General features: G+C 58.9%; 13 protein-coding genes and 1 pseudogene. 12 read left to right on the top strand and 2 right to left on the bottom strand.

Features of this window, described 5'->3' with window-relative positions:
- Window positions 1-497: 497 nt before the first annotated feature.
- The 4 genes from AC1DWA_RS26625 to AC1DWA_RS26610 all read left to right on the top strand — a co-directional run bounded on the left by AC1DWA_RS26625 (window position 498) and on the right by AC1DWA_RS26610 (window position 3,835).
- Entirely contained in the window at window positions 498-980 is a 483-nt protein-coding gene (locus AC1DWA_RS26625) for an SRPBCC family protein (RefSeq protein ID WP_477917252.1), read from the top strand.
- A 28-nt stretch (window positions 981-1,008) separates the two neighbouring features.
- Window positions 1,009-1,191, top strand: coding sequence for a hypothetical protein (locus tag AC1DWA_RS26620; protein WP_477917250.1), 183 nt, complete (start codon window positions 1,009-1,011; stop codon window positions 1,189-1,191).
- Window positions 1,192-1,861: 670 nt separating this feature from the next.
- Entirely contained in the window at window positions 1,862-2,803 is a 942-nt protein-coding gene (locus AC1DWA_RS26615; RefSeq protein ID WP_477917248.1) for a phospholipase D family protein, read from the top strand.
- A 774-nt stretch (window positions 2,804-3,577) separates the two neighbouring features.
- Window positions 3,578-3,835: a hypothetical protein gene (locus AC1DWA_RS26610; RefSeq protein ID WP_007733695.1), complete on the top strand. Its 258-nt coding sequence runs from the start codon at window positions 3,578-3,580 to the stop codon at window positions 3,833-3,835.
- Window positions 3,836-4,878: 1,043 nt separating this feature from the next.
- On the opposite strand, the gene AC1DWA_RS26605 is transcribed toward AC1DWA_RS26610, so the two are convergent.
- Window positions 4,879-5,013, bottom strand: a complete 135-nt coding sequence (locus AC1DWA_RS26605; RefSeq protein WP_256670376.1) for a hypothetical protein — start codon at window positions 5,011-5,013, stop codon at window positions 4,879-4,881.
- A 3,132-nt stretch (window positions 5,014-8,145) separates the two neighbouring features.
- Here AC1DWA_RS26605 and AC1DWA_RS26600 point away from each other — a divergent pair.
- From AC1DWA_RS26600 to AC1DWA_RS26565, 8 genes are all read left to right on the top strand, one after another.
- The gene (locus AC1DWA_RS26600; protein ID WP_007733691.1) at window positions 8,146-8,928 is read left to right on the top strand and encodes a ParA family protein; all 783 of its coding nucleotides are present in this window, start codon (window positions 8,146-8,148) and stop codon (window positions 8,926-8,928) included.
- 158 nt (window positions 8,929-9,086) lie between these two features.
- Complete coding sequence (locus AC1DWA_RS26595) at window positions 9,087-9,239, top strand: hypothetical protein (RefSeq protein ID WP_007733689.1); 153 nt, start codon at window positions 9,087-9,089, stop codon at window positions 9,237-9,239.
- 632 nt (window positions 9,240-9,871) lie between these two features.
- Window positions 9,872-10,864: a DUF2637 domain-containing protein gene (locus tag AC1DWA_RS26590; protein WP_477917244.1), complete on the top strand. Its 993-nt coding sequence runs from the start codon at window positions 9,872-9,874 to the stop codon at window positions 10,862-10,864.
- A gap of 55 nt (window positions 10,865-10,919) precedes the next feature.
- On the top strand, window positions 10,920-11,600 hold the full coding sequence (locus AC1DWA_RS26585; RefSeq protein WP_477917242.1) for a TetR family transcriptional regulator: 681 nt from the start codon (window positions 10,920-10,922) through the stop codon (window positions 11,598-11,600).
- Between the two features lie 432 nt (window positions 11,601-12,032).
- Entirely contained in the window at window positions 12,033-12,269 is a 237-nt protein-coding gene (locus AC1DWA_RS26580; RefSeq protein WP_133729175.1) for a YlcI/YnfO family protein, read from the top strand.
- Window positions 12,269-12,568 carry a type II toxin-antitoxin system PemK/MazF family toxin gene (locus tag AC1DWA_RS26575; RefSeq protein WP_234552699.1) on the top strand — a complete coding sequence of 100 codons (300 nt, stop codon included), beginning with the start codon at window positions 12,269-12,271 and terminating at the stop codon, window positions 12,566-12,568. The genes AC1DWA_RS26580 and AC1DWA_RS26575 overlap by 1 nt, the downstream gene beginning before the upstream one ends.
- A gap of 28 nt (window positions 12,569-12,596) precedes the next feature.
- Window positions 12,597-14,447 (top strand): hypothetical protein, encoded by a 1,851-nt coding sequence (locus AC1DWA_RS26570; protein WP_477917239.1) that lies wholly within the window; start codon window positions 12,597-12,599, stop codon window positions 14,445-14,447.
- Window positions 14,447-15,244: a hypothetical protein gene (locus AC1DWA_RS26565; RefSeq protein WP_477917237.1), complete on the top strand. Its 798-nt coding sequence runs from the start codon at window positions 14,447-14,449 to the stop codon at window positions 15,242-15,244. Before AC1DWA_RS26570 ends, AC1DWA_RS26565 begins: the two co-directional genes overlap by 1 nt.
- Window positions 15,245-15,290: 46 nt before the next feature.
- Here the strand turns inward: AC1DWA_RS26565 and AC1DWA_RS26560 are convergent.
- Window positions 15,291-15,671 (bottom strand): annotated as a pseudogene (locus tag AC1DWA_RS26560) (DUF1016 N-terminal domain-containing protein); the annotation flags it as partial.
- Window positions 15,672-16,403: the final 732 nt, after the last annotated feature.

Here is a 16,403-nt window from a genome sequence, read left to right as displayed (position 1 = left end):
CGACAACGACGCCTATCAGTACCGCGCACAAGTGAGATCCCCATTTTCGTTACGTTCCATTGTCCACGGGTGCAGAGTTCAGAGGCAAACGAGGCTCGACGAACAGTGGTTCGCTTTCGACACACAACTCCCCCACCTCACCGCCCAGTGCCATGGCCAGGTTCTTCGGCGAATGGAACTGTCCCCGCCACTAAATTATCGCGAAACTCTCTGCACGTTCGTTTGCCGAGCACCTCTCACGAGTCGACACGATCCGCCAGCGGCACTACAACAATCACCCGGTATCCACACGGTCGATTACCCACGCTCTCCACGAGCATTCGCGAAGACTCCATGGATCACCTACCCCGCTCAGGGTTACTCAACCGTTCGGCGCGTGAACGGCAGCATCCGACATGTCCGCGCATCACCCCGCCTCGCCGACCGAAGCTGATGAATGCACCCACCGAACGAGAGAAACCTCGCCGACCGATCGGCGGTATGGCAGCATGCGCCACATGACTAGCGAACGGATCGAAGTACAGCGCACCATCCGTGCCGACCCCGCATCGATCTTCGCGGTCCTCTGCGACCCTCAGGGGCACGTCGCCATCGACGGATCCGGAATGCTGATGGGCGCAGATGGCGAACTCGTGACCGCCACCGGCGACGAATTCGTCGTCCACATGGATCGCGAAGCTCTGGGCGACCTACCCATGGGACAGTACGACGTCACAGTGACGATCAAAACTTTTGTTCCCCAACGCGAAATAGCATGGACCATCCTCGGAACTGTCCGGCCTCCGATCGGGCACGTCTACGGATATCGGATCGAGCCGGCCGACGACGGCCGCAGTTCCCTCGTGACCTCGTACTACGACTGGTCTGATATCGGCCCCACCTGGCGGCAAGCAGGAATCTTTCCCGTCATCGCCGAAGGATCTCTCAAAGCCACGCTCGGTATCCTTGCACGCACCGTAGCCAGAGGTTATCCGCGCTGACCCCGCCCGAAAGCCCAGTGTCGGGGCCGTGATGCTCCTCTTCCGCGAGCGCGCAGCCACCACCGTGACAATCGCAGCACTGATCGCCGGTGCCGTCGCAACCTCATGGATCTATCTCAACGGAATCTTCTTCCCCACACCGTCTCCAGTGAGTGCCATGTCCTACGTTGCGCTCACAACCATCACGCCGGCCCTACCGCCTGTTATCTGATGGGGCGCCGAAGCCACGCTGACGCCTCCCAGCCGCCACCTCACCTGAACTCGCGACAAGAGGCTGCCAAAGAGTAGTAGACGAACCTCCACTGCAGCCCAACACGCCCGGCTTCCCCGTCACGAGGCACGGGTCCATCAGTTCATGAAGACCACGCCGCCCGACCTACACTAGAATGCCGAGAAGTTTTCTGCGCGTTCACTTTTCCAGCACTGATCACGAATCGACTCGGCCCGCCAGCGACACTACATCAGTCACCCGATATCCACACGGCGAGCGCCTACGATCTCAGGCCTACACGCCCCTCCAGGCATGGGCCCGCACGATCCACCACGCCCGCCCTCACCCTCGCGGGATCGCGTACCGCGGCAAATTTCCCGGTGCACTGTGCGGGGCGCTGCTCGAACAAGCAGCAGACCCTTCCCACCCGTCCGGCGCCATCACTGCCACCGTCCCGTATCGAAATCGCACGCCGAATCGACAGCGCTGCAGTCGCACTGGGGTATAACGCCGTCTGACCCGGCAGGGTTGATCGCTACAACATTCTTCGACCTCCACGACAGATCACAGATATCCGGAAGTTTCTTTTGCTCCGGAGACGACGCAGAACAACGGCAGCTTTCACGCAGGAGCCAGAAATCGGGCCCGATTCGCGCTACCGTTCTAGGCTATGGGGACCAGCTTCCACGGACCGAACCCGTGGCCACACATCACTCGCGCGATCCGCACGCGAGGCCCACGCTATGCCGCTGTTCCCTATCTCGGACACCTTGCGCCCGAACTACTTCCACTTCGCAGTGGAGACCTTCTGATCGTCAATGCTTCCACCGCGGCGATCCGCGCCCACGCCACTTCACCTGCCGTTCTTGCGCACTACCTCAGCAAGGGCGTTCGCATCCTGTCGTCGTCAACACTGCACGCCAAGGTCATCGTGACGAACCAGCGAGCTGTAATCGGCTCGCCGAATGCTTCCGAAAATTCCACATTCACCCATGAAGCGGTCGTCATTTCCGATGACCCCCAAGTGGTTGCCGACAGTCGCGCGTTCATCAACAATATCCACGAAACCACTGCTGTAGACCAAATATTCATCGACAACGCCGCGCGCGAATGGGCGATCGGGCGTGCTGTACCCATACCCGGCATCACGGGCCGAATGCAGAACCTTGACAACGACTTTCCTCTAACTCCGACCAACCGAATATTTATCAGGCAAGTCAGCGATCACGAAACCTCCGTGCGCATCGCACCTGTGAAACAGACTTCAACGAAGCATCTTTCGGTCAATTCGAGCGCGAGATATCGACTCGAAACACTCAGACTCGGAAAACCAAGCAGCATGGCACGTGGGGACGTCGTCATCCGCGTCTCCACGGACAACGAATTGTTATTGCCACCCGCCGCCGTGATATCCAACCAGGATCGAATACCGGATTCCCCCAGTCAATTTCAGTTCTTTCTCCGCGTTCGCAACGACCTGCTACCGCTTCCTGTGGCAGACACCGAGAGGTATCTCGTCGATGTCGGGCACCCCAGCGCACAACTGCGGTCCAACCACTACGTTCGCTCGCTCAGTCTTCGGGCCGAACTGTTGGCGTTGTGGAACCTTTGAGTCCTGAGAAACGAATGTTGACGGAATGCGAAGCATTCCTTCGAGTGCGCGAACAGCGCACCGTCAATACGTCGATCCGAGCAATGTACTCACGGAAGTCGAACGACGCACGACTCTAATGTTCGAATCCGGTGAACGAAATCCTCTGCGCAACTGCGATAAAGAGCATTCCGCGTGACAATATACGCGGATCGACCTCCCCCAACCGAAGTCCCTCACGATTCGCAGGCGAACACGAAGGCACAAACCCTCCCCGCTGGAAACCTACGTTCGGCAGCTGACAGGTTAAGGTGCCTTTCCGGATCTTTCAGGTGCTCCTCTCGACACGTGACCCGAGCCATCGAGCTCGCAGACGCACCATCGACTGTCCACAGACCCCCGTCTCCATCCATCTCCACGACACACGGCAGCAGCCTGCGGAAGCGCCGTCCAACACGCGGGTTACATAACCCCTCCCCCGCGTTCAGTCGCACATGAACCTCCCCGGCGTCTGACAGCATGAGAGCCAAGCATCTCCATCCGCTCCCGAAGAATCCAACCCGATTCCGACGCTAGACCCATCATCGAACCGCCGACCGCCAACGCACCCAAACTCCACCTTCAGCAAAGCCGCAGAGGTGGTCCGTCAAGCCCCTCCCTGGTCGGGCAGGCGGCGGGCTGTGAGGCGGGCCGCCGCAAAATCCCTCAGAACTCCATGGCAACATCAACCACACGCGACACACCGAACAAGCGCGCCTACCCGTATCAGTTACAGATTGGTTCTAGTCTTTCCTCATGGCACAGCACAACAAGGGACCTCGCGGACACATCGCGACTCGTGCTCCCCTCAAGCAGCACAAGGTGTACGAGGATCGGGCCGCCGAACTCGGAATCCCTGCTGGGGATTACTCCGTGCTCATATTGGCCATCACCCACGGACTGGACATCCCGGACTACATCATCGACAAACTGCATCCGGACCAGCTGAGACTTCTCGAGGTCGAGGCAGCTGGATCACTGCGTCGCATCGAGCAACTTGCGGTCGGCGCATGAACTATCCCTAGACAGCGAACAACCCCCAGGGCTTGGCGGCATCGGGGGCTGTCCGTTTATGCGGTTGTGAGAGCTTCCCAGCTCCCTGACCACCACTAACCCAGTGAAGGAAGAGGCGGTGACCACCACTACCTCGAAAGGAAGAGGCGGTGCTTACTCGATGATATCGCAGAAACGCAATTCCGCCATACTCGCGGACGTGTTCGCGGTGTCATTTTCGGCACGTCCAGATCACATTTCAGCTTTCATGGCGACCGGATCACACTTCTGCGTCCCGAATGTCCCATCCGAGCAAGCCAGCACCGTACCCATGGCGGTACCGATGTGCGGCCGCCGGATTGAACAGACCTCCCGAACAACCGCGGCCGTAACGCGCGTACAGCGGATCCGCAGACAGGGAGGCCGCCCCTAGCCGACAACGAACGAAGTGCCCCGATACCTAACTAAACAGCGCAGACCTCTTGAAAAGCACAAAGGCCCCCGAAGGGGGTGATTGGGAGCGGACCGCATCGCGGCGAAATAAGGACTGGCAGGTCCTTGACGTCGACTGAGAACTGGCAGGTTCTCCGACATCTGTTCTCGAACATTCTCGAGAGGTGAGCTTCGAAAGTTAGCGCTTTCTCTGCTCGTACTGCATCCCCTGGAAGGGACTTACCTATGGCAGGTACGTCTCAGGGTAGCGCATACCCTGAATACAGCCCAACTCATTCCATATCACCAACCTTCGGCGTGTCGCGCATTGGCACCCAATCCGCGGTCCCTCAATCGACAGAAGTCGACGAATGGCAAGCGGCAGTCGACGATGCTCTCTCACGTATCGCGCGCCTCGAATCCGCTACACGGCAACTCAACGAGTCCACTGACCAGCGAGGACGGTCTTGGTCCCTACCTGTCGAGCCAACGGAACAAGCACGCGTTCCAGTGTGGACTTCACGCAGGGAATGGCTCCGCCAATTCCGGCATCACACCACCAGCCCGGCCGGTAAGGCGTTGTGCGCGCGCAACCTGATCAAGCCCGACAAGGCTTACGCAGTGGCACAAGCTCACGCACATTTCGCCGAATCCCACACCGGCCGCGGGGTCTCCGCAGCGAAATCGACGATCGCTGCCCGGGCCAAAGTCAGCGAATCCTCTGTCAATCGCGCCAGGCGAGTGCTCATCGCTCTGGGAATGGGCATCGAACAGGTCCGGGGACGGAACCTCAAAACCCTGGAATTTCTGGCTGCTGAAGCCCATCACGGGGGTCAACAGCACCGCGCTGCATCGACATGGTCACTGTCATCCCCTCGAACAATCGTGGCAACGACACCTCAGCGCAAACTCGCCAAGACGCGACCGTCTCGGGCCTCTGAAAGAGCAACCCGCCACAGAGCTCGCAACTCTCTGAGGCCCGACGTCAATCGCGTCTATCAGCCCCACAGCAGTCGACCAGGGCCGATAGGAACTGACACCCTATCTAGTGTTGGTTTTTTATCTTTTGAAGTTCTTCCGTTAGGAAGAACTCACCAACGCGCGCACGCGCGAGCCCAGCTCACAACAAAAAAACGAAGCATTTCTCGGATCACACCGCGGCCTCTGGCACTTCAGAGGACTGCAGCCGAACTCGTCAACCATGCGCCGGCTCTCAGACCGACCGGACATATCGGGGCGATCTGTGATCTTCTCCGCGATGTCAAGATCGATACGACGCGATGGACAGGACGTGACATTGCACAGACGCTTTCCCGAGACACAGCAGATCGGGGGTGGATCTGGCCAACAAGATCAAGCCTGATCTCACCGTTGGCATACCTCAGACGCAGGCTCGATGGGATCGACTGGACCGGAGAATCGCCCAGTGAACAGCGTAAATCGGCCGACCTGGCGCGAAAGAGGGAACAAGAATTACTTGAAAGCTCACATGTTCAGCGTACGAAAATGGCAGCGAACCCGGAGCACCGCGCCAAGATCCTAGCCAGCATTCGGGCACACCTGACATGCAAGCAGCAGCATTGAGGCTTTACTGGCCCCAATCCGGCCAAGCAATACACGTCCGAAAAACACGCCTCACGCTGATCGACAAGCGTTGCCGAGAAGTGTGGCGATCCGTGGCACAGCACCCTGATCGCCACAGGTGTAAATACTCATGGCGACGTTGATCGGGATACAAAGAACCCGGAGGACAACATTTTGATCTAATACGCGGAGCTCCACAGCCATTTTCGGAGAATTGACCCCGCCCGAGCCAGTCAATGGCGGGCTGGCGGTCCGCTTCTCTGTGCTTGAAGAACGCCGCGCTGGTACGGGTTCAACATCCGAGAGGGGTTGAACCGACTGCCGTTTCCTCCAATGCAGACGCGCCCGTAGGTATTCGGATCGTCTATCGGTGTATCTCTCCGAGACATGTACCTGACTGAGCATCTTTATTTGCGCAGGTAAACGGCTTTTTGTGCAGAGAAGCATGGTGCGATCACTGCGTGTGACGCATGCTTTGCGAGGCATCCTGGTCGCGCATGCCATACATGCAATGCGTGCGTTGCAAGGCATGCATTGCATGTATGGCAGCGCTGTTGCGTGAAACGGTGGGCCACCTTGCGTCGTTCGTAGCCGTCGGCACGGCAGCGCCGGCGTCGTGCACGGGATACTTGTAGACGGGAAGCTGTCTCCATCCCCTCCCCCACTCGGTCGAGAAGTGCGTGTGTTTCGGCGTTGCGATTCATGCGTCGCTGTATTCGAAATGTGCCTACCCACCCGAAAGTTCTGCTCGCAAAGCGGCGAAATCAAGCCTGACGGAACTGATTCTTCCCACCCCGTCCCCAAGCCTAATTTCGTCACTGTGACGTAAAGTTAGTGCCTGCTCGGACTCGCTTCGGTCATTCCGTCGCGGCCGAACTTCGACTGATCCGGATCTCCACACGTCCCTTCCCTTACACGTCCGGGTTCACGCCGCGACCGACCTTTCGCGCAGAATTTTCGTTTCACCGCGGGCCCCCGCTGTGTCCTGAGATGATTCCGCAATGTTGTTCGTGAGTTAGATGAGCGCCCCGACTGGCGGTCAGTCGGCTGTATCTCTCAATAGAATTGGAACCCCTCCCCCGATCAGTGCGGTTGTTCGTCCCACGCATGTCTCAGTTTTTTCACCATCCGTGCGGTTCACGTGAGTCCTTCCTTCTGTCCTGGATGTCCGGACCCCGATGGAATGAAATATGTTCTGGCCTTCAAAGGGGTACAGGGTTCTATTGAAGTGCCCCCGGCGCGAACATCAGAAAGTTTCTGAAGTGGCAGGCTGTCTTGCCCGCCTCGCAAGGTTGGCGCGTTCCTTCCATTCCCGCAAGGCGGTGCATTGGCGGATGGCTGGGCAGGACCGCTCGCGACGGTTGAGCAATTTGTTCTGTGCGCACAGCGGAGATTGCTGAACCTTATATTTCCGCCCTTAGTCAGTTGGCTGCCCAATAGCGTCCCTTCGACTTCCTGGACAATCTGATCGAGACGGACTGTCACACGTTTCGATTCGTGTCTGGAACGCCTCGCTATCGGGTGATCGTGGCAGCCAAGCTGCTCTTGGTCGGTCGACCTTTTGTAACGGTGTGTGACACTCACGGCAGTTGTTTTTCGATTCGTTCGATGGCAATGAGTGCATTGACCTGCTATTTTGCGCGTCCACGCAATGCGTGGTCTGTATGCACAGCATGCATTGCATGCAGAAGTGAAAGACGTGCGATGCATGCAAAGCATGTCCCGCTAGCAGCGCATGGCATGCGTGCAATCCTTGCATACCGCGTCATGCGTGCTCTGCGTGCGCTGCGAGCGTTGTATGGTTTGCATGCAGAGCAGCGCGTGCGTGCGGAGGTAGCACCGCTAGCGGTGCGTGCAGAGCACGCCATGCGTTGTATGAGATGAGTGCTTGGCTAGCGAGGTACGCATTGTGTGCAAAGCATGCGGTGTGTGCAAGCGGGGCATGGATAGCGTGTCGCGCATGACGTGCACGGGTTGCGGTGAACGCGTGATGAGCATTCCACGCGTTGAACGCAAGGGTTGCACTTGATGCAATTCGTGCATGACACGCGCAGAGTGCGAGGCTTGTACGTCACGCATGACATGCGTGTTATGCTACGCGCGCACGTAATGCACAGTGTGCGTGTTTAGCGAGTGAAGCAGACTTAGCGCGCAATGCACGCAGTGCTTGGCTTGCCCGTAACGCACAGTCTGCATGCAGCCCACGTACAGCGTGGATTGCGCACACAGCAAGCAATGCACATATTGCATGCAGCGCGTGGTTTACACGCAATGCACGCCTCGCAAGTGTCAACGCCCTCGATGAAAGGTCCGCAATGCAGCCACGCAAAATCGCACTCGGCAACCAGAAGGGTGGCGTAGGCAAGACGGCCTCCACTCTCGGGCTTGCCAGCGCCATCACCGCGGTCGGCGGAAAAGTACTTGTCGTCGACATGGACCAACAGGGCAATACGACCGGTGGCCTCGGCGTCACTCTCGAAGAGGGCATGATGACGGCCTACCACCTCATGAACCAGACCAGGGAAGGCATTGCAGCCGAGGCGATCATTGCCACCCCATGGGATGGCGTCGACCTCATTCCCGCAGACGAAGAGCTCGGAAAAATCGAGTCGGATGGGTCGAATGACCTGGTGTTTCGCCTAGACGTTGCGTTCGAAGGGCTCGACCTTTCTCCTTATGACGCTGTGCTTTTCGACTGCCCTCCCAATATGGGCAAGGTGCTGTTTGCGGTTCTTATTGCAGCAGATGGCGTTGTCGCCATCACTGAACCCACAATCGACAGTGTCGGTGGCGTTCAGAAGCTCGAAGAGACAATCGACACCGTTCGTAAACGGGCGAATCCGAAGCTGGAATTCGACAAGATCGTGATCAGTCGTAAACGGTCTACCGGCGAACATGAGTTCAGAGAGAGCGAGCTACGGGAGACCTACGGCTCACTCGTCGCCAAGACATCGATCCCGGAACTCGCGGCCCGCCAGGACGCGCACTCGAATCGCACTCCGATTCACCAGTTCAAGGGCGGGAAAGCATTGACGCTGCAACTTGCCTACAGCGACTTGCTCGCTGAGTTGCCCATCGTGATCGGAGCCCCGGCATGAGCGTGAAGCGGGAACCTGCCATTCGTAAGACACATCCGGCTGAACTCATCCCGGAACGTCCGCCCAGGGGGGACGCGACCCCTGCGGCACCTGCAGCTACGCCACCATCGCCTTCAGCGGATCTCAGTGCCCGTAAAGATGAGGAGGAGAAGCTGTCGATGACCCACAACACGCGCATCAAACCTTCGACGAAGGATCGCCTCCGGCGTGGCGTCGACAAATTGCGGTACGAGACTGGCGATCGCGAAATCAGCGAGGCATCGATGACCGAGGCCGCGCTGGACGAATACCTGAAGGCCAGAGGACTATAAAGAGACTCGCGTGCATGGCATGCACTGCGTGCACGCATGATGGATTGTCTTAATTCTTGATTGTGGAGTTCGGCCCCCCGGGCGAGGGCATCTTGTGTTTCGGTTGGAAGACCTAATTAGAGGCGCCTGGCACGACAGCCGAGTAGGCATATGTGGGGGACATTCCAAGGACCTCGATATTGAGAACGGCTGTCGGGTGCGGGCGGGAAGTGAACCGCCGGGGCGGGAAGCCCTTGCTGCGCGCGCAATGTCATGTCCCTCTCATCTGCTGACAGTCCGTTCTGTAGAACTTAGAAGCCTTGGCAGCGCAAAGCCTGGAGCAAATTGCGTGAACAATCCGCTGCAGTCACGCAATTCTCACGCAAAATTGCAGACCACCCCACGTCACTCTGAGATCAACAGGCACGCAGCTGGAACGACATCCCCGACGTGCTTTGAGTGCGACGCAAAAAGCATCAGTCGACTCTCGGATACGACCGCTAGAAATCGCTGTCAACCCTCACCGCACGCAAAACGGACGAAACGCAGGAGTACAACCAGAAGAAATCTTCCGAAACCAGGAGGAGTCCCGCCGGCGGCAACCAGCGGGACTCCAGACCGAGAACACCCCTTGTAGGAAGGAAAACCCGATCATGGGTGATTTTAGTCTGCGCGCAGCGCGGATCCAGCTTGGAGCACTGATCGCCGCACTTCTCATCGCGATTTTCATCGCAATCGGGATCACCGCAGGCGCATTTGTCCTCTCCTTCGCAGTCCAGCGGGACCTCGCCCGCCAAGGAACCATCCCCGAAAACCTCGCATGGATCTTTCCCGTCATCGTTGACAGTGCAATCTTCGGATCCACCGTAGCCATCGTCATTCTGAGCAAACTGAAGATGCATCGACGCGACAAGTACTTCTACGTTGCTGTTGCTGTTTCAGTGGTCGCGATCAGCATCCTCGGGAACGCCTACCATGCGTTCCACTCCGCAACAGTTGCGCAACAGGCCGTTGCGGCAGGTCAGAGTATCGGCTACACGCCTCTCGACCCGGCCGTTGCAGCCATGATCGCGGTCATTCCGCCGGTGCTCGTACTCGCCTTCACGCACGGACTGGGAATCCTGATCAAAGCAACGGGTATTGCATATTCCGACTACAAGATCGAGATCGACAATGCTGCCGCAGGTGTGGGTGTGGGTGTGGGTGTGGGTGCGGGTGCTACGCAAAGCGTCGTCATGCGCAACGAAACAGCTGTAGGAGCCCAGCCTTCTTTGGGCGTCGTAGAAACGCGTGACGCGCCGGAAAGCGCTCCGCATCCGAGCCCCTCCGAACAAACGAGGTCCTCAGTGGACCCGGAGCCGTCGAACGCAGAGGCGGTGGCGCACGCCGAACTCGAATGGTTCATTGCCACATCGGACCTGCCCGACGCTGTCAAGGACACCGCACGACGCAAGCTTGCAGACCCGACTCTCACCTGGGAGATGATCGCCCAGACGTCCAACCCTCCCGTTGCAACATCGACCTCGTGGCGTCGATACGAAAAGTTCGATACCGCGGCCCGAGCAGCTGGCTTCGACAACCCGCCGCTCATCGACATGCGAGCCTCCGATGTTCACTTCGCCGACCAACTCGTCACTACAACGTGAGTAGCGCCGCAACCCGCCAACGCCAAGGTTCCCGAGCGCCAGGAATTGCATCATCATGGAGGGGTTGACCACAGCAGAGTCCCCACAGACTGCAGGTAAGGAACCCGCATTGACCGACCCAGACGACCGACACCACGTGATCGTTCCGCCCGAACCGCGACAGCGACCCCGACAACAGCGAGCGCACGAGACGAAGGCAAAGATCCTCAAGGCAGCTGCACGCTCCTTCTCGATCGATGGGTACGCCGCCACCTCCATGAACGACATCGTTGCGGAGGCTGCCTCCACGAAAGGAGCCGTGTACTTCCACTTCGACTCCAAGGAAACGATCGCGCGAGAACTCATCAACCACTGGTTGACCGCGCTCGACGGAATCCGACAATCAACCGACGAATCAGCAATACCAGCGTTGTCGCAGTTGGCTGCATTCTTCAACGGTTCAGCGGCGCTTATAGCCGACGATGCCCTGGCCCGAGCCGGCCTCAGGCTCACCACAGAAGCAGGTCTCGAAACCGCCCCACCCGCGTTCCGTGAGTGGGTGGAACTCGTCAGCCAACTCGTCGATACTGCGATCGCAGACGGACAGCTTCCCGCCTCCGCCGCCCAGCGCCTGGCAGCGAATCTGTGCGCGGGATTTATCGGCGCAGTTCAAGTCATACAAGTACTCGGCGACCCTGGAGATTTCACTTCACGCATCGACGACTTAGTGAACGCGTATTTGATCCTAGATGCGTAGTCCGCGCGCTGGCGAGGCCGTGAGTAGGGGAGAGGAACCGGACTCAATCCTCGCAGTGACGTCGCCAACCGTGTGCACGGTGTACTGCTCATTCCTCGACGGTAGCGAGGCAGTCGCGTCGTCGAGAGGAGTGACAGAGTGCCCGACATCGACAGTCGAATCCCCGCAGTGCTTTGTCTCATAGCGAATATTTCAGCGATCCGAGCCGTACCGACGTGGAGACGTAACCATCGATGGGACCGTCACTGAGACTGAAGAACACCAGATACAGATCGACCGATGAAGACAGCGGAAACCGTGTGCGTGGCAAGGTGTGCCGCGTCGGGGCCGCTGAGTACTTCATCGGCCCTTGCCTCCCGTTGAAATGATCGGTTCCAGAACTCGCACACGATGGTGGTACCAAAACGAATCCCACTTCGGTACCATTGGCATATGAGCACGCAGATCGCGGTACGACTACCGGACGAGATCGTGGAATTTCTCGACGACGAAGTCAGGGAACATCGCGCCGCCTCGCGAGCCTCACTAGTGTTGCGCGCCCTCGAACGGGAGCGTCGCCGTCAGATAGCCGCACGAGACGCGGAGATCCTCTCGGCCGCAACATCCGAACATGATCTGAGCCCCCTCGCTCACCACGCCGTGAATCGACAGCCAACAGGCTTGACCTGATGCGACCAATTCATGAAGCCAACCTCGACACAGTTCGGCCGGTCCTCGTACTCACCCGAGAGATGGTCCGTCCACACCTCGGGACCGTCACGGTAGCGCCCATCACCGGCGAGATCCGAGGACTGTCCACTGAGGTGTCCGTCAGCGCCGCTAACGGACTATCCGCCGACGCGGTGGTCAGTTGCGACCACATCACGACCATTCCCGTCAGTGCACTCGGCAACATCATCGGTTATCTTCTTCCAGCGCAAGAGGAATCACTGTCCATAGCCGTGCGCGCCGCCTTCGATCTCGAATGATGACGACAGTGAACGGAAAGGATGAAACATGGCGCTGAAGAAAGGGGAGCAGTTCACGCTATTCGAGCTCGAAACACCAGAATCCGCTACTCGTTCGGACGAAGTTCCCGAACCCGATCAGCCTTCTCTGTTCGACGTTGACGACACCGCTTGTCTCGAAACGGATTCCGGGGTTGTGGAGCACCCCCGGACCGACGACATCGTCGCCCCTCCGGATGAGCGCTCCAACGAAATGGAAACGGAACCCACCCAGGCGTCAGAACTCGACGCAACCGAACCGGCCGCCCTTCCTTCCGCCGGCGAGGCAGCAGACGGCCACGCCGTCATTGTCACAGCAGCCAGCACCTACACACCATCTGGCCACACACTCACCGGCCCAGTAGATTCCATCGAAAAACTCGACAAACTCATCAGATGGGCAACGCTCACCCCGCTGGGCGCACCGGCACAGATCTGGATAGTCGGAATCGAAGCCTGCGAAATGCTCGGATGGATCATCGACCCAGGCAGCGAAGACGACGTCGACGACATGGAAATCCTCCGCACCCGCGCTGCCGAAGAACTCACCGCGATCCTCCACGCCACGCTGACCCCAATGCTGACCGCAGGATGGGAACTCCGCGGAGAACCCGGCCACGTCGTCCACCTCTCCCGCACCACCGGGAACTTCACATCCATGGTCGACATTTTCATCGAACCCTACGTGTGGACCTACTGGAACAAAGACTTCGGATGGGGCAATCGCGTGGGGGACATGGGGATCCTCGGATCACCCACCGCCGGAACCTACCTCCCCGACGACGACCTCCCCGCTGCCCGCGAACTGGGACGCCGACTCGCCTGGTGCGCACAACACCTCGGCGTGCTACCCGGCCCCACCCCAGCACGCACCGGCGCCGCCATCGTCGACAAGATCAAACGCGACCGCACCCGCAGCGGTAAAGGAATCGTCGTCACTGCCGGTGGACCGGTCCCACCGCTGGACGGCGAACCCCGCGGAGATCTCGAACCTGCCCTCGGATGGACCCGCATCCCGGACCTCGAAGAACTTTCCGACGCAACACAACTGGTATCGATAGACCAACGAGCTGCGTACCTCGCTTCGGCTGGCATGCTCGAATTCGGCTACGGAAAACCTCGACATCTTCGCGGCGAGAACGCGCTCGACACTGCGCGGCAATCGAAAACCCCGTTCGGACTCTGGCGTGTAACCCTCCCACCGGGTGACATGCTGGCGCTCCCACCCGCTCTACCGTTGCCTCACCCACACATGCTCGCCGACCAACCTGTGCAGACCTGGATCACCACCGTCAGCCTCGATGCACTTCAAACGTCCATCGCCGATGGCGGAATCGGCGCAGAACTCGACGACCTCGACATCGCAGAAGCATGGGTCTACCCCGAACAAGGTCGAGCCCTCGACAAGTGGGCGAAAATCTTGAGAGAAGCCCGCAAAGTTGCCGTCGACACAGGCGACACAGCAATGAAACGGTTCATCGGCGCCTGCTACAAGGGCTACATCGGCCGAATGGTCAACCCCGACATGTGGACCGCCAAACAAATGCAACACCACCACCAACCGCTCTGGCGAGCAGCGATCATCGCACACTGCCGCTGGCGAGGCCGCCGCGTCGCGATGCGCATCGCACGCGAAACCGGCCGATGGCCACTGCGCACCGTCACCGACTCCTGGGTCTACCCCCTGCCCCCGGGCATCGACATCGCAGACAACAGTGGCGCACTCGGGAAAATGACTCTGGAAAAGAGCGCCCCGCTCACCGAAAACATCACCGTCATGCTGACCGACGCACGCGACACCCACGAGATCAACCTCGCACTCAAAGCTGCATTCACCGACGAAGATGAAGGAAACATATAGTGGCCCTACATCTTCCGAAACCGCGATCTACCAAACCCGCACAAAAGACCGTCGGCTTGGACGGACTCAACGTATCCGTCTCGACAGCAGCGACCAGCGGTATCGAAAAATCGAAATCAGTCAAAAGTGGGGGATTAGCCGGACTCACCAGCAAAGTCTCCGTACGTCAGATCCGTACCGAAATCGGCAAAGAAGGCCTACGGCAAGCAGCTGTCGACGCCGGAAGAAAGCCCCCCTCTGACCGAACACTGCGCCGCTGGGCGCAGCAAGGACGAATCCCGCACCCCGACGTCACCGAACGTGCACAACGGCGAGCCGCCATCGAACGCCTCGGTGGAATCGACGCTGTCGCAAAGAAAATCGGCCGTTCACGATCAGCGGTCTCTCGCTACCGTTCCGGCGAAACGAACGAGCTGCGCGCCGATGCGAAAAAGAAACTCAAAAACGTCAAAGCTCGCGACATCATGGACCGCGCCGGCGTCCTACGACCCGACGGACAACCCAAAAAGGCCACCATCCGAGTCCGCGGGGGAGTGTCCGTCCGCAACGGTTCCGAAGAAGGCTACGACTACCGAGTGCGTACCCTCGACTTCGCGAACTCCGACAGCCCCTTCAGTCTCGACGAAACACGCGAACTCGCCATGGCTTTGGCCAACGACGATAATGCCCGGGTGGTTGCCATCCTCGAACGTCACGCCACAATGGATTACCCCGAGAACAAGGGCTTCGACCAGTACGGCGACACTTTCGGATTTCACTTCGACTCCATCGAATCCGTCCATATCGACTGGACATAGAACCGTCCTGGCTCTCGGTGTGCCGGACAAGACGAGGAATTCCGTTCGCGGACTCCAGCTCTCGTTCAGCGACACGTTCGGTGTATCGAGGAAATCGAAGACGTACGGGTCTCGCACCAACTGTTGAGCGAGATTGGAATCCCCGGCAGGAAGATGGTCCTGGAAATTCGACAGTGCCGCACCGATCCTGCGACGTAAACCGCTGTTGATCTGATTTTGCATCACATTGCGCGAGCACCCGTGTTCAGTAGCCGTTGATGCATACCAGTCGCGGTCGGACCGTTTATCCAGTTTGTCGAGCAATACCGACACATGCCCCCAGGCAATTGGCCAACAGCTTGTTGGCCGATTGCATCGCGCCCCAGACGCTCGCCATCTTCCGCATGTACTTCAGATTGGTCGGCGACAACCCACGCATGTCGGAAAGGCCGTTCCTACGTTCGACCATCTACGGCCAGGCCTGCATGCTGATGACGGCACCAGTCATCGCAGCTTCCATCGGTTCATCGCCTGGCCTCGCGTCGGCCCAGGCGATCGGTTGACCGCGGACTTTCAATCTGTTCATCCCCGGAACCTGGGAGACCGCACAAAACTCTCGAATGCGTCAGTCGAAGGTGCTACACATCGGTGTTAGAGATCGCCGCTGTCTGTCGTCATCTCGGAACCGGGGCAAGACGAAAATCAGGGCGTAGTGGTGCATCGAACCAGGCTTCGATTCCGAATAGACGCTAAGTGGAAGATTTCTTCGGCGATCTGATCGTTCATCTCCAACCACACGCGGCGCTGCCTGCTGTTGAGCCATGCCTGCCGATCACCAAGGGCGTTGAACAGATATATCACGTGAACAAGGTAGGTAACCGAGTCTGATCGCAGCCAGCCGCTTCTCGGAATTCTGGAACCGGAGCGACAAATTCTGCACGTGCTCATTCGTCAAAGGAGTCGTGATGGAGGGGCGAGTCGCCGTGAGACGAATGTCGTGACTGTCGGTCTTGAGGATGTGTCGCGCTCATACCGCTTCGGCTTCGACCGTCGTCACTCCCGCGGGACAAGCCGTGACTGCCTCGAGCAGCAATCTCAGTATCAAGACTGGCACGATCACGCTTACCTGCTCCAGCACGACGGGATCCGGAACCATCCCAGCGGCGCCGGGTAACTCCAC

Source organism: Rhodococcus sp. P4_F3_2, from assembly GCF_056401335.1.
The sequence above is the reverse complement of the archived record's forward strand: the minus strand, read 5'-3'. Positions and strand labels throughout refer to the sequence as shown.